The organism is Pseudomonas sp. JC1203, assembly GCF_056175065.1.
Genome location: NZ_JBWCAM010000009.1, coordinates 196014 through 214796, shown reverse-complemented (window position 1 = coordinate 214796; position 18783 = coordinate 196014). Strand labels below are relative to the sequence as shown.

The window sequence follows — 18783 nt, the reverse complement described above, 5'->3', positions numbered from 1 at the left end:
CTCTTCTCCTTGAATCAGGTCAGGTAGGCGGCCAGGGCATCGCGCACGCAGGGGCTGTCGAGCATCGAGCTGCCCTGGAAAAACCGCAGGATGTTGGCCAGCAGCGGGTGTTGGTGGTTGATCGGGTAGGCCAGGGCTTGCACCTCCGCAGCCAGGGCCCGGCGCACGTCGGCGTTGGGGTGCAGGTGCTCTATCAGGCTCAGGTCGAAGGCTTTCTGGATGTCGTTGGTCAAGTAGCGCTCAATGAACGTCGGCAGCATTTGCGCCAGCAGGGTGCGGTCCTCCTGCGGCGCGGCCTGCCAATAGATGCGCACCAGCCGGGTCCAGAAGGTTGAATGCCGGCCTTCATCCAGCAGGTGGTCGGCCATCAGCCCCTTGATCGAGTCCTTCACCGTGGCATCGCGGGCAAAGGCGGCCACGTCATTGGTCAGGGTGTTCTCGGCGATCGCCACGCAAATCAGCTCGCCAGCCTGGCGCAACGCTTCCGGCAACTGCGCCAGTGCCGCGGGGATGGCCCGGCTCAGCTCGATTTCACGGGGCAGGCCAATCGGCTCGATGCCGGTCAGCTCGATGGTCTGCTGCATGAAATCCATGGCCACCAGCGCGTGGTAGTCCTCGTCCACCACCACGGTCATGGCGTCGTAGCGGCAGGCGAACGGGAACTGCATGGCGAACCGCCCGCGGGCGATGGCGCCAGCGGTACGGTTGACGATCTCGGTCTCGAAAATCACCACGTCGTGGATGAATTTGTATAGGCTTTGCACTAGCGCAAAATCGCGCCGCTGCGGGCATTCGCGCTCGAAGGTGGCGCTAAGCACCAATGGTTGGCGGCTGAGCGGGTAGATCAGCCGCTGGTCATTCTCAACCCGCCGTCGTGGCCGGGTGCGGATGGTGGCCCGGCTTTCCCAGGCGTCGGCGAACGAGCGGTAGTCGGCGGCGTTCATGCGCTCACCTCGGCGCCGGCGCGCATGCTCACCCGCAGGCCGTTCCACAGCGCCATGCGGCTTTCAATGGCTGCCAGGGCCGCCTCGTGTACTTCCTGCCGGCGTTGCTGGTCGTCGCCCACCAGGCGGTCGAGCAGCGATTGCGCGGCGGGGCCGTGGTCGTCCGAATCGACTTCGATGTGCCGCTGCAGGTAGTAGTGCAACGTGGGGGCCTGCTCGCGGGGAATGTTCCAGTCGTCCAGCAGTTGCTGGAACATCTGCGGAATGACGCTTTCGCGCCCGTGCAGGAACGCGGCGGCCACCACGTGGGCGGGGGCGTGCAGCGCGGTGTCCAGGGTGTTGCAGACGAAGCGCACTGCGGCGGGGGCGGCGTTTACGCTGTGCAGCGCGGTCAGGTAGTTGACGCCCTCGGCCTGCAGTTGCACGAAGCGCTCGATAGGGCCGGTGTCGGCACCAATTTCGCGCATGGCGTCCAGGTACAGCTCGAAATGGCTGTAGTGGCCTTCGAGCAGGTGGTCGTCGGTTTCCTCGCCCAGCACTATTTCATTGATCAGGCGTGCGGCCTTGGGGTCGCGTGGCGGCAACCAGGGCAGGCTGATGCAGGTGAGTTCGCGCTGCAGGCGCTTGGTCAGGGACATGAAGTCCCACACGGCAAAGACGTGGGTTTCCATGAAACGCTGCAACACCGGCAGCGAGTTTATTTCGGCAAAGATCGGGTGGGCACCCAGTTCGGTTTTCTTCTGCTCCAGCGCAACATCTTGATAGGTCATGGCACTTTCCTCACTGTTTTAAACCGGCAACCAACGGAAATAACTCTGTTTGATCAAGGGCAAATACTGTGGGCGGCTGAATATCTCCTTTGTTCTGCCTTGCGGATGTAAAATATTGTTTTAGGCGCCGCTGGTTAACTTGCCTGGCGGCCTGTTCGACACTTTCAACGCTAGACCATGGGTTGTGTTTCTTTCAAATAAAAACGTTAAAAAACAATTAGTTAGAATTTTAAGGCAATAGTATTTCGCTAAAACCGACGCGGCCGGTTTTAGAAGCGCGAGCGCTCCCCTTTCAACGGTTTATGGTCAAAATAAATAACAACGAGTGACTGCTTCACTCGGAGCACTCGAAGGGATGGGGTGGCGAAGTATTAATTGATCGAGGGACAAGCCCGGCGCGCGCTGCTCCTGCATGGGGTACTTTGGGCGGCCCATCGGCTGTATGAGCCGGTCACGGCCCTGAGGCCAAGGCAAGAGTGTGCGCTAAATGGCCAGATTGCCATCAGTGGGCGATTACCGAAGGTAAGCGTTGCGGTAGTCAGGCGCTGAGCAGGCCCAGGTGGGTATTGATGATGTGCTGCAGGCGCTGGCGCTGGCTGTGCACGAAGAAATGATCACCGGGCAGCTCGATCAACTCGAACTCGCGCTGGGTGAAACGCTGCCAATGCAGCATGTTGGTCAGTGGCTCCAACGGGTCTTCGCTGCCATACAGCGCAGTCAGCGGCACCTGCAGCGAATGGCCCACCGTGTCGGACCAGGATTCGGCCAGGCGCAGGTCACAGCGCAGCAGGGGTTCGAGGCGTGCAGTGAATTGGGTGTCCGCGCGCTGTTGGGCGGTGATGGCGTTCAGGGCTTCAAGGGTCTGGAACAATTCTGGGCCCGGCAGCTGATGCAGCAACGGCGGGCGTGGGCGGGTATCGGGGCTGCGGCAGCCGGCGATGAACAGGTGGCGGGTTTGGTGGGGGAAAGCGCGGAGGGCACGTTTTGCCACTTCGTAGGCAATGCTGCCGCCCAGGCAGTGGCCGAACAGGGCGTGGGGTTCGGCGAGCAGCGGCTTGAGCTGGGCGAAGGTCTGCTCCAGCAGCCTGGGCCATTCATCCATGGCCGGTTCATCACCCCGGGCGCCGTGGCCAGGCAGGCACACTGCGACCAGCTCTATATGGTCGTCCAGTTCGTCCGCCAGCTGCAGCATCTGCGCGGGGTCCGCCCCCGCGCATGAAAAGCAGATCAGGCGCATCTGCGCGGGCTGCCCGGAATTCGCGACCATCAACCAGGGGTTGTCTTGAGCGTGCACGGCCTTCCCTCTGCCCGGGCCGTGCCGGGCATGCGTTACCGGGGCCGCGCCGCCTCCCTGGGCGCGGTGCCCGTTCAGTCCGGCTCGCGGGTATCTAGATAGTGCCGGATGGTTGCGGATGCGTTGTTCAGGTGCCTTTGCAGCACGCTGACGGCGCGTTCGGTGTCGCGGTCCTGCACGGCTTCCACCAATTCTATGTGGTCATCCTGGGTAGGTTTGCCCAAGCCCATGGAAGACAGGTGGAAACGCAGGAAGCGTTCTTCTTCATTGAGTTCGTGTTCTATCAGGCGCAGCAGCTTGCGGTTGGTGGTACCGGCATACAGCGACATGTGGAACAGCCGGTTCAGGCGGCCCAACTCGGTGAGGCTGGTCTCGGTGTCGAGCTGGTCAATGTAGTGGCGCGCCTCGGCAATGTGCTGTTCGGTGAGGTGCGGAATTGATTGGCGCAGCGCCTCGGTTTCCAGCAGCAGGCGCAGGTTATAGGTATCGACGGCGTCTTCGCCGATCAACGGTGCAACCACCGCGCCCTTGTGCATGACCACCTGCAGCAGCGATTGCGCTTCAAGCTGGCGCAAGGCCTCGCGCACCGGCATGCGGCTGACACCGAACAACGTCGCCAATTCCTGCTGGCGCACGGCCATGCCCGCAGGCAGCCGGCCGTCCAGGATGGCGCTGCGCAGCTTTTCCTCGATAACCGAACGAGCCAGGTGGGCTGGCACCTGCTCGCTGCCCAGGATGGAGCTCAACGACTTTTTGGCTGTCACGATCGGGCACCTGCATGAATGTAACGCAATGTGTAAAGGATCCAATAGAAGCTAGTGGGCCCCCGTGTTGCTGTCAAACGAGTGGCCACGAGGTTTTTTTGTACGATCTGATTCGTACAGGGCAAATCCGTACCGTTGCGTTCGAGTTTCTTATCGTGACGGAGTTTTAGCGACTTTGAAAGGTGGCGAATCGCCGAGAGTGTTGCGTGCTTAGACAGGCTGGTAATTCGCCGATATGGCGTCTAAAAACCAGTTACGGCGGGCAAAATCGTTAATAAATGATTTTGTAGTGGTGCTGGGCGATGATAGCGGTACACTGCTGGGCACCCTATTGATGATTTTTTCCGAGGCGCGTACATGAAGTTTCGCTTTCTGCTCTGGGCCATGGGCTTGTTGATGGCCCGGGCCAGCCGCACCAACCCTGCCTTCAGCCAGCAGCTCAAGGACCGCGACCTGGTGTTCCAGCTGCAAACCCTGGACGGCAAGGTGGCCCGGCATTTCATCGTCAAGGACATGCGCGTGACCAGCAAGGGTGGCGCGGCGGCCGACCCGGCGTTCGCCATCGCCTTCAAGGACGCCGCTTTCGGCTACGAGACCCTGCAGGCCAAGAACAAGCAGTTGGCCTTCATGCAGGGTATTCAGGACAAGACCATCCAGATCAAGGGCAACCCGGCGCTGGTGATCTGGTTCCAGGGCATCATGAAATACCTGAAACCGAAGAAGAAGTAAGGCCTGTGGGAGCTGGCTAGCCAGCTCCCACGCGGTCAGTGGTGGTTGAACTGCGAAGCCAGTTCGCGCAACAGCACCTCGGCGTCCAGCACTTTGCTGACCACGTCCTCGGCCTTCTCGCGGCTCAAGCCAAGACGCTCCAGCAGCTCGTCGGGAATGCCCTCGTCGGCACCCGAGCCGATGCCACGGCTGCGCAGCAGGCGCACCGCCAGGCACACAAGGTTGGGGTACTGGGCGTAGTCGCCGTCGTAGCCGGGGTCGTGCTGGAAGCGCAGGGCGCTGGCCAGCTCGTCGGGCATGTCCCAGAAACGCATCAGCCAGGCACCGATCTGCTCGCGGGTGATGCCCAGCAGGTGCTGCTCCACGTAGCTGTGGCACAGGTGCGGGTTGACCTCCAGGTGGCGGCAGATCAGCGAGAAATGCGGCGGGAACACATGGGCCAGCAGCAGGTAGCCGAAGTTGTGCAGAAGGCCGGCCAGGTATGTCAGCCCGGTTTCCGGGCGCTGCGCCCGCGGGATGGCGCGGGTCAGGCCTTCGATTACCGCGGCGGTGTAGATCGACTGCTGCCAGTACGGCGTGGCGTGCTGCGGCTGGTCCTTGGGCAGGCTCAGGGTTTTGCCCAGGGCCAGGCCCAGCGCCAGGTTGATCACCAGGTCGAAGCCCAGCACGCGCACGATGGCATCTTCCACCGAACGGATCTTGCCCGGTGAGGCGTAGTACGGCGAAGCTGCCCAGCTGACCACCTGTGCGGCCAGCGCCGGGTCGGTTTCCACCACGCCGGTGATGTCGTCGATCGTGGCGTTGGGGTCGACCCGCAGCTTGATGATTTTCTGCGCGGTTTCGGCCAGCGGCGGAATCTCGATGGTGGCTTCCAGGCGTTGCTGGATGCGCCGCGCGGTAAACGCCTGCACCGCCTGGGTGATTTCCTGGCGGTCATCGTGCGGGCGGTCGAGGTTGGGGCGAATGCTGCTCAGGGGCTCGCCGAAGTTGCCGACGCTGGCCTTGCTGAGCATTTTCCTGAAGTCGTCACGGGTGATTTCCAGCAGCAGCCCAGGCTGGCCCGAATTGATCAGCAGGTCGCTGGCGTCCAGCAGCCGCTCGTCGTACAGGCACGGCGAGCTGGTCAGCGCCGGCAGGCCGGGCAACTGCTTGAGGTCATGCTTGGCCAGCATCTTGTCCAGGCGGTCCAGCGGCACGGCGGTCAGCCGGCGGCCGGTCAATTCAGCCAGCCGGTTCAGGTCCAGCAGCTGGTTCTGCGGGAACAGCACCATGAGCGCGCCAACGGCATCGTTGAGCAGCACTGCCTGAACCTTGCGCGCAGGGTCCAGCTGCGGGTGATCGAGCACCTCGCGGTAGCTGATGACCAGCTTTCCCAGCATATCGTGAATGACAGACGGGGTGTGGGGGGTTGCGGTGTCCAGGGCAACTTCAGTCATGGTCTGTATCCATATTCCTACATGGGCGACAGTATACGCAGCTTGAAGGTGCTGCTGGATCCATCGTGCCAAGTCTTTTTGAGCGTTACGTCGCAACCGCGGTCAAATTGCCGCGGTGGACGCGTTCCTTATACCTGTCCGTATTGCTGGCCGTGCCGTAGCCAACGCTCCAGTAGCGGGTCGACATGCGCAGGCCATTGCGAAAGCAAGGTCTGGGCCGCATCCCTTACGGCTGGCAGCAGGTCGGCATCACGCATCAGGTCCGCCACCTTGAACTGTAGCAAACCCGTCTGGCGGGTACCGAGCATCTCGCCGGGGCCACGCAATTGCAGGTCTTTCTCGGCGATGACGAAGCCGTCATTTGTTTCGCGCATGATACCCAGGCGTTCGCGACCGATCTGCGACAGTGGCGGTTGGTACAGCAGCACGCAGTGGCTGACCGCGCTGCCCCGGCCCACTCGGCCGCGCAGCTGGTGCAGCTGCGCCAGGCCCAGGCGCTCGGGGTTTTCGATGATCATCAGGCTGGAGTTGGGCACGTCCACGCCTACCTCGATCACCGTGGTAGCTACCAGCAGTTGCAGCTCGCCGGCCTTGAACTGGGCCATGATCTCGGCCTTTTCCGCCGGTTTCATGCGCCCGTGGATCAGGCCCACGCGCAGTTCGCCCAGCGCGCTGGTCAGTTCCTCGAACGTGGTTTCGGCCGCCTGGCAGGTCAACTCCTCGGATTCTTCGATCAAGGTGCATACCCAATAAGCCTGGCGGCCTTCGGCGCAGGCAGCGCGCACCCGCTCGACCACCTCGATGCGCCGGCTGTCGGCCACCAGCACGGTGTTCACCGGGGTACGGCCGGGCGGCAGCTCGTCGAGCACCGAGGTGTCGAGGTCGGCATAGGCGCTCATGGCCAGGGTACGCGGGATGGGCGTGGCGGTCATGATCAGCTGGTGCGGGCACATGCGGCCGCCAACACCTTTCTGGCGCAGCGCCAGGCGCTGCTGCACGCCGAAACGGTGCTGTTCGTCGATGATCACCAGCGCCAGATTGGCGAATTTGACTTCGTCCTGGAACAACGCGTGGGTGCCCACCACCATGGGTGCGCCCGCCGCGATCTGCTCAAGGGCGGCGACCCGCGCCTTGCCCTTGAGCTTGCCGGCCAGCCAGGCCACTTCGATGCCCAGCGGCTCAAGCCAGCGCTTGAAGGTGATGAAATGCTGTTCCGCCAGAATCTCGGTGGGCGCCATCAGCGCCACCTGGTAACCGGCCTCCAGCGCCTGCAGCGCGGCCAGGGCAGCGACCACGGTCTTGCCCGCGCCTACATCGCCCTGCACCAGGCGCAGCATGGGTTCGCGCTGGCTGAGGTCGTAGGCGATCTCCTTGCCCACGCGCTGCTGCGCGCCGGTAGGGGCGAACCCCAGGTTGGCCAGGTACTGCTTGGGCAGCCGCTTGGCCACCGGCAAGGCGGGCGCGCGCAGGGCCCGCAAGCTGTCGCGCAGGCGTGCCTGGGACAGCTGGTGGGTCAGCAGTTCCTCGAAGGCCAAGCGGTGCTGGGCCCAATGGTGCCCCACTGCCAGCTCTTCCAGGTCAGCATCGGGCGGCGGGTTGTGCAGGTAACGGATGGCCTCGTCCAGCGGCGCCAACTGGTGCTCGCGGGCAAGCTCTGCGGGCAGCCAGTCGGGCAGGCTGCGCGGGCCGAGCATGGCCAGGGCCTGCTGTGACAGCTGCCGCAGCCGAGCCTGGGTCAGGCCTTCGGTAGTGGGGTAGATGGGCGTCAGCGTCTGCTCCACCGGCGCCGGCTCGTCGCCGGTGAGGGCGCGGTATTCGGGGTGGTAGATCTCCAGCCCCGAGGCGCCAGGCCTGGCTTCGCCGTAGCAGCGCAGGTGCGTGCCGCGCTTCATGGCTTCTTTTTGCGCGTTGCTGAAATGGTAGAAGCGCAGGCTCAGCGAGCCGGTGCCGTCGCCCAGGCGCACCAGCAGGCTGCGGCGCTTGCCCATGGCCACGTCGGCGCCGCTGACTACGCCTTCGATCACCGCGTCCTGGCCTGGGCGCAGGGCGCCGATCGGCACCACTCGGGTGCGATCCTGATAGCGCAGGGGCAGGTGGAACAGCACGTCCTGAAGATTTTCCAGGCCCACCTTGGTGAGCTTTTCGGCCATGGCCTCGCCAATGCCCTTGAGGGCGGTGACCGCTACCTTGGACAGCTCGGTCATGTGGCGACTTTACTCAGCGGCGTAGGCTTGGCCACGGAACACAGGCGAATGGAGTCGGCGAGGATCTCGATGGCCTTGGGGCGCGGGAAGCTGGCGCGCCAGGCGATGGCCACGGTGCGGAACGGCGATGGCGGGGTGAGCGGGCGCACGTCGATCACGCCGGGGGCGTAATGGTGGCTGTGCACCGCCGACAGCGGCAGGATCGACACCCCCAGGCCGGACGCGACCATGTGGCGGATGGTTTCCAGCGAGCTGGATTCAACCGTGGTGTGCTTGGCGCCCTCGGTACCTTTTACCAGGGTAGGGCAGGCTTCCAGCACCTGGTCGCGGAAGCAATGGCCTTCGCCCAGCAACAGCAGGCTCTTGTCGTTGAGCAGCGACGAGTCGATGGTTTCTTTCTGCGTCCACGGGTGGCCGGCCGGCATCAATACATAGAAGGGCTCGTCGTAGAGCGGCAACGTCAGCACATCGGCCTCGTTGAACGGCAGGGCGATGATCACCGCGTCCAGTTCGCCATTGCGCAGCTTGTCGCGCAGGATGTGGGTGAAGTTCTCTTCGATGTACAACGGCATCTGCGGGGCGACCCGGTGCAGTTGCGGGATGAGGTGCGGGAACAGGTACGGGCCGACGGTGTAGATGGCACCGACCTTCAGGGGCGCGGTCAGCTGGTTCTTGCCGGCCTGGGCCAGCTCGCGGATGCCCTGGGCCTGTTCGAGGACCTTCTGGGCCTGGGCGACGATGCCCTCGCCAACCGGGGTAAGGCGCACGGCGCTCTTGCTGCGCTCGAAAATAAGCACACCCAGTTCATCTTCGAGTTTCTTGACCCCCACCGACAAGGTCGGCTGGCTGACATGGCAGCGCTCGGCGGCGTGGCCAAAGTGCTGCTCCTGGGCGAGGGTGACGATGTAGCGCAATTCTGTGAGAGTCATAACGTGCGTCCATGAAGTTGCGGGCCCAGCATAGCGGCTGCAATCGATAGACGCACGTTATCAAGGTTGCATCTGTATGTCAGAAACAGATATTCATCTTTTGTCCAGCGAGTAGACGAACGGCGCAACCACTTCCAGGCTGCCGTTGTTCAGCAGCTCCTTGGGCGGCGGCGGCAACGGCTGTGCCCGACGGATCATGTCCAGGGTGGCCCGGTCCAGCGCCGCGCTGCCTGAACCACCGGCCAGCTCGTACGACAGCACCTTGCCTTCGGCATCCACCACGAAGCGCAGGCGGTTCACGCCCTGCAGGCCACGGCGACGCGCGTCCTCGGGGTAGCGCTTGTACTTGGCCAGGTGGCGCAACAGGTCGCCTTGCCAGTTAGGCAATGCGTTGCTGTTGGACGGCATCTGCGGCTGGGCCACGGGGGCCTTGGGTGCAGAGTCCTTCGCGGGGGCAGTATCGACGACCTTCTCGGACGGTGGCGTTTCCTGCGGCGGTTCGGGCTTTTTCTCAGGCTTGGGCGGCTGGGGCTTTGGCTTGGGTTTGGGCTTTTCCTGCTTGGGAATCGCGATCGTCGGCTTCGGTGCCTCGGCCAGCTTGGGCAGCGGCAATTCCTCTACCGGGGTGGGCGGCGTCGGCGGCGTGATCACCTTGGGCGGTGGTGGCGGTGCCACTTCCGGCACGGGCGCCATTTCCACCATCATCGCCATGGGTGGCAACTCCGGTGGTGGCGCGGCATGCCAGTTCAGCGCCAGGGCGATGGCCAGGGCATGAACCCCCAGCACTACCGCCAGGCTACCGCCGTAACGCGTCAGCTTATGGCGCGTCGTGATCATTTCTTCCCTACCGTCTCAAGGCCTACCAGGCCAACCTTCAGGTAGCCGGCGCCGCGCAGGGCGTTCATCACGTCCATCAGGTCGCCGTAGTCGACACTCTTGTCGGCCTGGAAGAAGATCGTGGTGTCCTTCTTGCCCTTGGTCCTGGCGTCCAGTACCTGGCCCAGTTGGGCGCGGTCGATTTTGTCGTCGCCCAGGTAGATGCTCTGGTCAGCCTTGACGCTGAGGAACAGTGGCTTCTCCGGTCGCGGTGCCGGCTTCGCCGTGGAGGCGGGCAGGTCAACCTTGATGTCAACGGTGGCCAGGGGGGCTGCGACCATGAAGATGATCAGCAGCACCAGCATCACGTCAATGAAGGGCGTGACGTTGATTTCGTGGTTCTCGGCGAGGTCGTCGCCACCTTCGTTCAGGTGCAGACCCATGGATTAACCCACCTTCACCATGTGTGGCGAAGCGCTGCGCTCGCCTGGCTGGTGGTCCAGGTCACGGCTGACCAGCAGCAGTACCTGGGCGGAAGCGTCGGAAACCTGGGCCTTGTAGCCAGCGATGGAGCGGGCGAAGACGTTGTAGATCACCACGGCCGGGATAGCTGCGACCAGGCCCAAAGCGGTGGCCAGCAGGGCTTCGGCGATACCGGGGGCAACGACGGCGAGGTTGGTGGTCTGGGTCTTGGCGATGCCGATGAAGCTGTTCATGATGCCCCACACGGTACCGAACAGGCCGACGAACGGCGCGGTGGAACCAATGGTAGCCAGCACGCCGGTGCCGTTGCTCATGTTGCGGCCGCAGGCGGCCACCAGGCGCTCCAGGCGGAAGCTGACGCGCTCCTTGATGCCTTCTTTTTCACGGGCATTGGCCGACAGGTGCATCTCTTCCAGGGCATCGTGCACCAGCAGGTGGGCCAGGGTGCCGGATTTGCTGGCGGTTTCGCTGGCGGCGGCAAGCGTGGTGGCTTTCTTCAGCTGGGCGATCTCGCCACGCAGGCGGCGCTTGGCGCCCAGCAGCTCGAAGCCTTTGGCGATCCAGATGGTCCAGGTGATGACGGAGGCGATGGCCAGGCCGATCATCACGATCTTCACGATGATGTCAGCGTTCTGGAACATGCCCCACGGCGACAAGTCGTGGCCCAGGCCAAAGCCGGTTTCCACAACGGGTTCGGCAGCGTCGTCAGCGGCGGCTTGCGCGTCGGTGGCAGCTGGCAGGGCAGTGCTGTCCGCAGGCGCGGCAGGTGCCGGCGCTGCAACGGCGGCAGCCGGGGCGGCCTGGTGGGCCTGGGCAGCCGGTTCGTCGGCGAAGGCCGCTGGAGTCAGGGCCAGGCCGATCATCAGGGCGGCAATACCGCGCCAAGGGCGTGTACGAGATGGCGAAACGCTAGGGCGATTAGGAGTCATGCTGGCCGGACCTTAGAGGAGTAAGGAGTGGATGTCCTTCCAGGCCTCGAGAGCGGGCCGAGAACAAAATGGGCAGTTATTATTGCAAGTAATTCTTGTTAACAAAAGCGATACGCTGGATTTTTTTCCTGCAATTTGTCGCTATTGTGGTATCCAGAGCAGTGTGCAGCGTTGATTCAGGAGTAATGAAATGCCCGTGCCCAGCGTTTTGATCATTGGTTGTGGCGATGTCGGCGGCCGCCTGGCCAGGCAGTTGCTCGCGCTCAAATGGCAAGTCCACGGCATGCGTCGGCAGGTGGCCAGGCTGCCCGAGGGCGTGGTGCCGGTGGCTGGCGACCTGGCGCGTGAGCAATGCCCGCCGGGCTGGCCCCAGGGGCACATCGACTATGTGGTGTATTGCGTGGCGGCCAGCCAGCATGACGAGGCGGGGTACCAGGCGGCTTACGTCGATGGTCTTACCCGGGTGGTGGGCTGGCTGAAGGACAACCGGCAGTCGCCGCAACGGTTGGTGTTTGTGTCCAGCAGCAGCGTCTATGCGCAATCGGGTGGGCAATGGATTGATGAGCATTCGCCTACCGAACCTACGGCGTTCTCTGGCCGCCTGATGCTGGAAGCCGAGCAGGTGGCGCGTGTGAGTGGCTGGCCGGCGTCGATCGTGCGCCTGACCGGCATTTACGGGCCTGGCCGCGAGCGGTTGCTGGAGCAGGTGCGCCAGGGCTACCGAGTGGCCCACGAGCCGGCATTGTTCGGTAACCGCATCCACAGCGATGATGCGGCGGGGCTGCTGGCGTTTCTGCTGCAGCAGGATGCAAAGGGCGAACCAGTAGCCAGTTGCTACCTTGGCGTGGACGACAAGCCGGCGCCATTGGCCGAAGTGGTGGAGTGGTTGCGGGCGCGGTTGGGCGTGCAGGGCTGGGCGGAAGAGGCCAGCGTGCGCCGCAACGGCAACAAGCGCTGCAGCAATGCCCGGGCCCGGGCGTTGGGGTGGGTGCCGCGCTACCCCAGCTATCGCGAAGGGTACGAGGCCATCCTCTCCACCCCCCTGTAGCAGCGGCCGTCAGGCCGCGTCATGGGCACGGCGGTTAGGCTGGGCTACTGCGGGACGCCGCCTGCGGCGGCTGCTACGGGGAGACGGGTTATTGCTTCTTCAGCAACCAGCGGCGGGCGCCGGCCTTGAAGCTGGGCATCTCGTCAGGCTGGGCCTGGTTGACCACTTCGAAAATCTCCAGCTGCTTGCCGTCACGCTTGAAGATATACGGCGCGCCCTGCTTGTTCAGCTCGATCCACATGCTGTCGAAGTCGCCGGTCATGGTCGCGCAGTCGCCCGCCAGGCACAGCGCGTAGCGGTCGGCGTTGGGGAAGCCGGCCAGCTGGCCATTGGCCAGGAAGTGCACCACGCCGCCTTCGCCGGCACCTTCCACGATCTTCCATTCGCCGCCCATGTAGGCGGCATACAGCGCCTGCTCGAAGCTGCTGCCCAGGGGCGCGCCCGGGTCGGTGCTGGTCTTGGGCTTGACGAAGACCTGCTTGGGCCCCGATTGGCTGGCGGCCAGTAACAGCTCGTCATCGTCGGTGGTCAGTTGCAGCTGCTGGTGGCCTTGGAAATCGGCCTGCCATTTGCCTTTGCCCAACGGCTGCAGGTTGCCCTGTACGCGCTCGAAGCCGTTGCTGAAGCTGGCCTGGCCGGCCTTGCTGTTGAGTTGCCATTCCAGCACCGGCCCGTTGGCGCTCAGGGCATCGCGCAGGCCTTGGCCCTTGGCGGCGGTATCGATGGCTTTCTGGTTGATCCAGACCCCGCTGGGGTCGACATTGCTGTGACTGGCGCAGCCGCTCAAAAGCGCGGCCAGCAACGGCAGGACAAGCGCGTGGCGCATGTAGGGAATCCTTCCGGGGAGGGGAAAGGCGAAGCGCTTGGCGCCTCGCCGTACTCGGTTTACTCGACGACCAGGATGGCGTCCATTTCCACCTGTGCACCGCGTGGCAGTGCGGCCACGCCGATGGCGGCGCGGGCTGGGTAAGGCTGTTCGAAGTAACGGCCCATCACCTCGTTGACCTTGGCGAAGTGGCTCAGGTCGGTCAGGAAGATGTTCAGCTTGACGATGTCCTTGAACGAACCGCCGGCGGCTTCGGCCACGGCCTTCAGGTTTTCAAAGACCTGCACGGTCTGCGCTTCGAAGCCTTCCACCAGCTCCATGGTTTTCGGGTCCAGCGGGATCTGGCCGGACATGTAGACGGTGTTGCCCGCCTTGATGGCCTGGGAGTAGGTGCCGATGGCCGCCGGGGCCTTGTCGCTGGTGATAACAGTCTTGGTCATGGATGACTCCTTGGCAGAGGGTGATGGCAGCCTTACGCGCGCATCCGCGTGATGCGGATGACGCCGGTCAGCGCCCGCAGTTTCTTGATCACGCGAGCCAGGTGCACGCGGTCGTGCACGCTGACGACCAACTGGACCACGCTGATGCGACCATCGCGCTCATCCATGCTGATCTTCTCGATATTGCCATCGGCGGCGTTGACGCTGCTGGCCAGCAGGGCGATCAGGCCGCGCTGGTGTTCGAGCTCCACGCGCAGCTCGACATTGAATTCGCCCGTGACGTCCTTGGCCCAGGAAAGCTGGATGCACTTTTCCGGGTTGTGGCGGATTTCACTGATGTTGCGGCAGTTTTCCAGGTGCACGACCATGCCCTTGCCCGCGGACAGGTGGCCGACGATAGGGTCGCCCGGAATCGGCGTACAGCACTTGGCATAGCTGAGCACCAGGCCTTCGGTGCCGCGGATGGCCAGCGGGCCTTCCGGGCTGGGCAGTTGCTCGCCTTCGCTGGCCAACAGGCGGCGCGCCACCACGTAGGCCATGCGGTTGCCCAGGCCGATGTCTTCCAGCAGATCTTCGATCTGCTCCAGGCGGTATTCGGCCAGCATTGCGTGCACACGCTCAGCAGGAATGTTTTCCAGGGCACTGTCGAAGCCGTTGAGCACCTTGTTCAGCAGGCGTTCGCCCAGGCTGATGGACTCGGAGCGGCGTTGCAGCTTCAGCGCGTGGCGAATGTGCGTGCGTGCCTTGCCGGTGACCACGAAATTGAGCCAGGCGGGGTTCGGCCGCGCGCCCGGCGCGCTGACGATTTCCACCGTGGAGCCGCTTTGCAGCGGTTCGGACAGCGGCGCCAGCCGGCGATTGATGCGGCAGGCGATGCAGCTGTTGCCCACGTCGGTGTGCACCGCGTAGGCAAAGTCGACCGCCGTGGAGCCTTTGGGCAGCTCCATGATGCGGCCCTTGGGCGTGAACACGTAGACCTCGTCCGGGAACAGGTCGATCTTCACGCTTTCGATGAATTCCAGGGAGTTGCCGGCACGTTGCTGCATTTCCAGCACGCCCTTCACCCACTGGCGAGCCCGGGCATGGGTGCCCTTCGGCTGCTCGTCGTCGCTGGACTTGTACAGCCAATGGGCGGCAATGCCGTTGTTGGCCATCTCTTCCATTTCACGGGTGCGGATCTGGATCTCGATGGGCACGCCGTGCATGCCGAACAGCGTGGTGTGCAGCGACTGGTAGCCGTTGGCCTTGGGGATCGCGATGTAATCCTTGAAGCGCCCAGGCAGGGGCTTGTACAGATTGTGCACGGCACCGAGCACGCGGTAGCAGGTGTCTACCTTGTCCACCACGATGCGGAAGGCGTACACGTCCATGATCTCGTTGAAGGCCCGGCGCTTGCCGCGCATCTTCTTGTAGATGCCATAGATATGCTTCTGGCGGCCGCTGACATCGCCCTCGATACCGTCCACGGCCAGGCAATGGCTCAGGGACTGCTCGATTTTCTGGACGATTTCCTTGCGGTTGCCGCGGGCGCGCTTCACCGCCTGGTAGATGCGCGCAGAGCGCATCGGGTACATGGCCTTGAAGCCCAGGTCCTCGAATTCCACGCGCACGTTGTGCATGCCCAGGCGGTTGGCGATGGGGGCGTAGATTTCCAGGGTTTCCTTGGCGATGCGCCGGCGTTTTTCACCGGACAGCACTTCCAGGGTGCGCATGTTGTGCAGGCGGTCAGCCAGCTTGACCAAAATCACGCGAATGTCGCGTGCCATGGCCATGGCCATTTTCTGGAAGTTTTCGGCTTGGGCCTCAGCCTTGGTCTCGAAGTTCATCTGGGTCAGCTTGCTGACCCCATCCACCAGTTCTGCCACGGTCTCGCCAAACTGCGAGCTGAGGGCTTCCTTGGCGATGCCGGTGTCTTCGATCACGTCATGCAGCATGGCCGCCATCAGGCTCTGATGGTCCATGTGCATGTCGGCAAGAATATTTGCCACCGCCAGCGGATGCGTGACGTAAGGCTCGCCGCTGCGGCGGCGCTGGCCGTCGTGGGCTTGTTCGGCGTAGAAGTACGCCCGGCGGACCAGGTTGACCTGGTCGGCGCCGAGGTAGGTCGATAAGCGATCGGCGAGGGCGTCTATACTCGGCATGATGACTCCTGCCGTAGGCTATTTTCCCGCGCCGTGCTACGTCGACCAGGCATAGGCTTAGACGGCCTCGTTGGACTCGTCCTCGAACGCTGCGAACAGCGGCTCGTCTTCGACGATTTCGGCGTTGGCGATGAACTCGTAGCTCATCAGGCCTTCGGCGATTTCACGCAGGGCCACAACGGTAGGCTTGTCGTTTTCCCACTGAACCAGGGGCTCTTTGCCGCCGGTGGCCAGTTGACGGGCACGCTTGGTAGAGAGCATGACCAGCTCAAAGCGGTTTTCCACGTGTTCTAGACAGTCTTCAACGGTTACGCGGGCCATGGTCTTCCTCGTAGCAAATGCAGTATGCGCGCAGCCCGGATGGGCGAGCGGACTCGATAGTTTAAAAAATCACCAGCGTTTAGGGAAGCGCTGATTTTCAAACAGCTTGTCCGGGCGCTGCGTAGACACCTCAACGGTAACCCATCGCAGCGCGGAAAGCTTCATTTAAGCCAGTAATTGGCTCAATAGATCGGTGAAGCGACCCTGTTGCTGTGCCTGCTGCAGGGTGTTGGCGCGGAAAATCGCCTTCAGGTCATCCAGCGCGGTGGCGAAATCGTCGTTGATCACCAGGTAGTCGTACTCGACGTAGTGGCTCATCTCGCTGACGGCTTCGCGCATGCGCCCGTCGATGATTTCGTCGCTGTCCTGGCCGCGGTTGGTCAGGCGCTGGCGCAAGGCCTGCTGGGTGGGAGGCAGGATGAAGATGGAGCGGGCCGCCGGCATCAGCTTGCGGACCTGCTGGGCGCCCTGCCAGTCGATTTCCAGGATCAGGTCGTGGCCTTCGTCCAGGGTCTGCTGCAGGGTGCTCTGCGAGGTGCCGTAGAGGTTGCCGAACACTTCGGCCTGCTCCAGGAAGTCGCCATGCTCGATCATGCCGACGAACTCGGCGCGGTCGACGAAGTGGTAGTTCACGCCATTCACTTCACCCGGGCGCATGGCGCGGGTGGTGTGCGAGACCGATACACGGATGTTCGGCTGCGCGTTGATCAGCGCGTTGACCAGGCTGGTCTTGCCCGCGCCCGAAGGGGCGGAAACGATGTACAGGGTGCCGGTGCTGTGGTTCATTCTGCGGTTGCCTTACTCAATATTCTGCACTTGTTCACGCATCTGCTCGATCAACACCTTGAGGTTGACCGCAGCCTGGGTGCTGCGCGGGTCGAAGGCCTTGGAGCCCAGTGTGTTCGCTTCGCGGTTGAGTTCCTGCATCAGGAAATCCAGGCGCCGGCCTGCCGCGCCGCCGGCCTTGAGCACGCGCCGCACCTCGGTGACGTGGGTGCTGAGGCGGTCCAGTTCTTCGGCGACATCGCTTTTTTGCGCCAGCAGCACCATTTCCTGCTCCAGGCGCTGCGGGTCGAGTTCGGCCTGCATGTCGGCGAAGCGGTCGAGGATCTTCTGGCGCTGCACGGCCAGCATGTGCGGCACCTGGCTGCGCAGGGTCTTCACCTCGCCCGCCATGGCGTCGAGGCGGTCGTTGATCAGCTTGGCCAGTTCCGCGCCTTCACGGTCGCGGCCGGCCTTGAGTTCCTTGAGCGCTTCGTTGAACAGCTCGATGGCTTCCTGGTTCAACGCCTGCGGGTCGGCGGCGTCGGCCACCAGCACGCCGGGCCAGCCCAGCACTTCCAGCGGGTTCAGTGCGGCGGGCTGCTTGATCAGGCTGGCGACGGTCTCGGCGGCGGCCACCAGCTGCGCGGCGCGTTCGCGGTCTACCTGCAGCGGCTTGCCGGTGCTGACCTCGCAGAAACGCAGGGTGCATTCCACCTTGCCGCGTGAAATGCCCTGGCGCAGTGCTTCGCGCACGGCGATTTCCAGGTCGCGGAAAGCTTCAGGCAGGCGCAGGTGCGGTTCCAGGTAGCGGTGGTTGACCGAGCGCAATTCCCAGCTGAGGGTTCCCTGGGTGCCCGCCCGTTCGACGCGGGCGAAGGCGGTCATGCTGTGCACCATGGGAGTACCTCGCAGAAAGGGGATGAAAGCCTGACGGCTGCAAAGGCGCAGGATTGTAGCGCACCGGTGCGCTGGCGCCCAAACCATTGCTGTTACAGCATGTCGACCGTCCGGCTGAAAATTCTATCCCCATGCGGGCCCGCCATCGTGTTGCAACTCAAGTCGGGCATTAAATGACCACAGGTCTTATAATGCTCGGCAGTTTTCGTTCCTCAGTACAGGTATCCCAGATGAAACGTCCAAGTGGTCGCGCTGCCGATCAGCTCCGCTCGATCCGCATCACCCGCAACTACACCAAGCACGCCGAAGGGTCTGTACTGGTCGAGTTCGGTGACACCAAGGTTATCTGCACGGTCAGCGTCGAGAATGGCGTGCCGCGCTTCCTGAAGGGCCAGGGCCAGGGTTGGTTGACCGCCGAATACGGCATGCTGCCGCGTGCCACCGGCGAGCGTAACCAGCGTGAAGCCAGCAAGGGCAAGCAGGGCGGCCGTACCCTGGAAATCCAGCGCCTGATCGGCCGTTCGCTGCGCGCAGCCCTGGACATGTCCAAGCTGGGCGACGTTACCCTGTACGTCGACTGCGACGTGATCCAGGCTGACGGCGGTACCCGCACCGCGTCCATCACCGGCGCCATGGTGGCCCTGGTAGACGCGCTGAAAGTGATCAAGAAACGTGGCGGCCTGAAAGGCGGCGACCCGCTCAAGCACATGATCTCCGCCGTGTCGGTGGGCATGTACCAGGGCGAGCCGGTGCTGGACCTGGACTACCTGGAAGACTCGGCTGCCGAGACCGACCTGAACGTGGTGATGACCAGCGCTGGCGGTTTCATCGAAGTGCAGGGCACCGCCGAAGGCGCGCCGTTCCAGCCTGCCGAGCTGAACGCCATGCTGGCGTTGGCGCAGAAGGGCATGGTCGAGCTGTTCGAACTGCAGAAAGCCGCGTTGGCCGATTAAATAGCCTGTGGGAGCTGGCTTGCCAGCGAGCTTTTCGAGGTCAAAAGCTCGCTGGCAAGCCCGCTCCCACAAAAGCCGCGCCCCAAAAAGGCGA

The 18783-nt window shown here is 63.5% G+C and carries 19 protein-coding genes; 3 read left to right on the top strand and 16 right to left on the bottom strand.

Annotated features, from left to right (window positions below):
- Positions 1 to 14: 14 nt before the first annotated feature.
- The 4 genes from AC0SZ7_RS15850 to AC0SZ7_RS15835 all read right to left on the bottom strand — a co-directional run bounded on the left by AC0SZ7_RS15850 (position 15) and on the right by AC0SZ7_RS15835 (position 3772).
- Positions 15 to 944, bottom strand: a complete 930-nt coding sequence (locus tag AC0SZ7_RS15850; RefSeq protein WP_475505262.1) for a diiron oxygenase — start codon at positions 942 to 944, stop codon at positions 15 to 17.
- Positions 941 to 1714, bottom strand: a complete 774-nt coding sequence (locus AC0SZ7_RS15845) for a DUF3050 domain-containing protein (RefSeq protein ID WP_475505261.1) — start codon at positions 1712 to 1714, stop codon at positions 941 to 943. Before AC0SZ7_RS15845 ends, AC0SZ7_RS15850 begins: the two co-directional genes overlap by 4 nt.
- Before the next feature lie 538 nt (positions 1715 to 2252).
- Positions 2253 to 3008, bottom strand: coding sequence for a thioesterase II family protein (locus AC0SZ7_RS15840; RefSeq protein WP_475505260.1), 756 nt, complete (start codon positions 3006 to 3008; stop codon positions 2253 to 2255).
- A 74-nt stretch (positions 3009 to 3082) separates the two neighbouring features.
- Positions 3083 to 3772 (bottom strand): GntR family transcriptional regulator, encoded by a 690-nt coding sequence (locus AC0SZ7_RS15835; RefSeq protein WP_475505259.1) that lies wholly within the window; start codon positions 3770 to 3772, stop codon positions 3083 to 3085.
- A 357-nt stretch (positions 3773 to 4129) separates the two neighbouring features.
- Here AC0SZ7_RS15835 and AC0SZ7_RS15830 point away from each other — a divergent pair, with 357 nt between their 5' ends.
- The gene (locus AC0SZ7_RS15830; protein WP_475505258.1) at positions 4130 to 4501 is read left to right on the top strand and encodes a helicase; all 372 of its coding nucleotides are present in this window, start codon (positions 4130 to 4132) and stop codon (positions 4499 to 4501) included.
- A gap of 35 nt (positions 4502 to 4536) precedes the next feature.
- Here AC0SZ7_RS15830 and AC0SZ7_RS15825 read toward each other — a convergent pair whose 3' ends face one another.
- From AC0SZ7_RS15825 to exbB, 6 genes are all read right to left on the bottom strand, one after another.
- Complete coding sequence (locus tag AC0SZ7_RS15825; RefSeq protein WP_475505257.1) at positions 4537 to 5937, bottom strand: aminoacyl-tRNA deacylase and HDOD domain-containing protein; 1401 nt, start codon at positions 5935 to 5937, stop codon at positions 4537 to 4539.
- Positions 5938 to 6065: 128 nt separating this feature from the next.
- A complete protein-coding gene (gene recG, locus AC0SZ7_RS15820; protein WP_475505256.1) occupies positions 6066 to 8141 on the bottom strand; it encodes an ATP-dependent DNA helicase RecG in 2076 nt (691 codons plus the stop codon).
- The gene (locus AC0SZ7_RS15815) at positions 8138 to 9070 is read right to left on the bottom strand and encodes a hydrogen peroxide-inducible genes activator (RefSeq protein WP_416421813.1); all 933 of its coding nucleotides are present in this window, start codon (positions 9068 to 9070) and stop codon (positions 8138 to 8140) included. Before AC0SZ7_RS15815 ends, recG begins: the two co-directional genes overlap by 4 nt.
- Positions 9071 to 9163: 93 nt before the next feature.
- On the bottom strand, positions 9164 to 9907 hold the full coding sequence (locus AC0SZ7_RS15810) for an energy transducer TonB (protein WP_475505255.1): 744 nt from the start codon (positions 9905 to 9907) through the stop codon (positions 9164 to 9166).
- Positions 9904 to 10329 carry a TonB system transport protein ExbD gene (gene exbD / locus AC0SZ7_RS15805; RefSeq protein ID WP_475505254.1) on the bottom strand — a complete coding sequence of 142 codons (426 nt, stop codon included), beginning with the start codon at positions 10327 to 10329 and terminating at the stop codon, positions 9904 to 9906. The genes AC0SZ7_RS15810 and exbD overlap by 4 nt, the downstream gene beginning before the upstream one ends.
- A 3-nt stretch (positions 10330 to 10332) precedes the next feature.
- Positions 10333 to 11298, bottom strand: a complete 966-nt coding sequence (gene exbB, locus AC0SZ7_RS15800) for a tonB-system energizer ExbB (RefSeq protein ID WP_475505253.1) — start codon at positions 11296 to 11298, stop codon at positions 10333 to 10335.
- Between the two features lie 190 nt (positions 11299 to 11488).
- Between exbB and AC0SZ7_RS15795 the strand changes: the two genes are divergently transcribed.
- A complete protein-coding gene (locus tag AC0SZ7_RS15795) occupies positions 11489 to 12346 on the top strand; it encodes an SDR family oxidoreductase (protein WP_475505252.1) in 858 nt (285 codons plus the stop codon).
- Between the two features lie 88 nt (positions 12347 to 12434).
- On the opposite strand, the gene AC0SZ7_RS15790 is transcribed toward AC0SZ7_RS15795, so the two are convergent.
- From AC0SZ7_RS15790 to AC0SZ7_RS15765, 6 genes are all read right to left on the bottom strand, one after another.
- Entirely contained in the window at positions 12435 to 13172 is a 738-nt protein-coding gene (locus AC0SZ7_RS15790) for a hypothetical protein (protein ID WP_475505251.1), read from the bottom strand.
- 59 nt (positions 13173 to 13231) lie between these two features.
- Positions 13232 to 13612, bottom strand: coding sequence for a RidA family protein (locus AC0SZ7_RS15785; protein WP_008366837.1), 381 nt, complete (start codon positions 13610 to 13612; stop codon positions 13232 to 13234).
- Positions 13613 to 13644: 32 nt separating this feature from the next.
- Entirely contained in the window at positions 13645 to 15753 is a 2109-nt protein-coding gene (gene spoT / locus AC0SZ7_RS15780; protein ID WP_416421819.1) for a bifunctional GTP diphosphokinase/guanosine-3',5'-bis pyrophosphate 3'-pyrophosphohydrolase, read from the bottom strand.
- A 57-nt stretch (positions 15754 to 15810) separates the two neighbouring features.
- Positions 15811 to 16074 carry a DNA-directed RNA polymerase subunit omega gene (gene rpoZ, locus AC0SZ7_RS15775; RefSeq protein ID WP_003177259.1) on the bottom strand — a complete coding sequence of 88 codons (264 nt, stop codon included), beginning with the start codon at positions 16072 to 16074 and terminating at the stop codon, positions 15811 to 15813.
- 165 nt (positions 16075 to 16239) lie between these two features.
- Entirely contained in the window at positions 16240 to 16860 is a 621-nt protein-coding gene (gmk, locus tag AC0SZ7_RS15770; RefSeq protein WP_475505250.1) for a guanylate kinase, read from the bottom strand.
- Between the two features lie 12 nt (positions 16861 to 16872).
- Positions 16873 to 17736, bottom strand: a complete 864-nt coding sequence (locus AC0SZ7_RS15765; RefSeq protein ID WP_475505249.1) for a YicC/YloC family endoribonuclease — start codon at positions 17734 to 17736, stop codon at positions 16873 to 16875.
- A 230-nt stretch (positions 17737 to 17966) separates the two neighbouring features.
- Here AC0SZ7_RS15765 and rph point away from each other — a divergent pair, with 230 nt between their 5' ends.
- Positions 17967 to 18689 (top strand): ribonuclease PH, encoded by a 723-nt coding sequence (gene rph / locus AC0SZ7_RS15760; protein ID WP_027980786.1) that lies wholly within the window; start codon positions 17967 to 17969, stop codon positions 18687 to 18689.
- The last annotated feature ends 94 nt before the right edge of the window (positions 18690 to 18783 follow it).

Coding starts and splice junctions, on each gene's coding strand:
- AC0SZ7_RS15850 (WP_475505262.1), bottom strand. CDS start 944: ATGAACGCCGCCGACTACCGCTCGTTCGCCGACGCCTGGGAAAGCCGG.
- AC0SZ7_RS15845 (WP_475505261.1), bottom strand. CDS start 1,714: ATGACCTATCAAGATGTTGCGCTGGAGCAGAAGAAAACCGAACTGGGT.
- AC0SZ7_RS15830 (WP_475505258.1), top strand. CDS start 4,130: ATGAAGTTTCGCTTTCTGCTCTGGGCCATGGGCTTGTTGATGGCCCGG.
- AC0SZ7_RS15825 (WP_475505257.1), bottom strand. CDS start 5,937: ATGACTGAAGTTGCCCTGGACACCGCAACCCCCCACACCCCGTCTGTC.
- recG (WP_475505256.1), bottom strand. CDS start 8,141: ATGACCGAGCTGTCCAAGGTAGCGGTCACCGCCCTCAAGGGCATTGGC.
- AC0SZ7_RS15815 (WP_416421813.1), bottom strand. CDS start 9,070: ATGACTCTCACAGAATTGCGCTACATCGTCACCCTCGCCCAGGAGCAG.
- AC0SZ7_RS15810 (WP_475505255.1), bottom strand. CDS start 9,907: ATGATCACGACGCGCCATAAGCTGACGCGTTACGGCGGTAGCCTGGCG.
- exbD (WP_475505254.1), bottom strand. CDS start 10,329: ATGGGTCTGCACCTGAACGAAGGTGGCGACGACCTCGCCGAGAACCAC.
- exbB (WP_475505253.1), bottom strand. CDS start 11,298: ATGACTCCTAATCGCCCTAGCGTTTCGCCATCTCGTACACGCCCTTGG.
- AC0SZ7_RS15795 (WP_475505252.1), top strand. CDS start 11,489: ATGCCCGTGCCCAGCGTTTTGATCATTGGTTGTGGCGATGTCGGCGGC.
- AC0SZ7_RS15790 (WP_475505251.1), bottom strand. CDS start 13,172: ATGCGCCACGCGCTTGTCCTGCCGTTGCTGGCCGCGCTTTTGAGCGGC.
- AC0SZ7_RS15785 (WP_008366837.1), bottom strand. CDS start 13,612: ATGACCAAGACTGTTATCACCAGCGACAAGGCCCCGGCGGCCATCGGC.
- spoT (WP_416421819.1), bottom strand. CDS start 15,753: ATGCCGAGTATAGACGCCCTCGCCGATCGCTTATCGACCTACCTCGGC.
- rpoZ (WP_003177259.1), bottom strand. CDS start 16,074: ATGGCCCGCGTAACCGTTGAAGACTGTCTAGAACACGTGGAAAACCGC.
- gmk (WP_475505250.1), bottom strand. CDS start 16,860: ATGAACCACAGCACCGGCACCCTGTACATCGTTTCCGCCCCTTCGGGC.
- AC0SZ7_RS15765 (WP_475505249.1), bottom strand. CDS start 17,736: ATGGTGCACAGCATGACCGCCTTCGCCCGCGTCGAACGGGCGGGCACC.
- rph (WP_027980786.1), top strand. CDS start 17,967: ATGAAACGTCCAAGTGGTCGCGCTGCCGATCAGCTCCGCTCGATCCGC.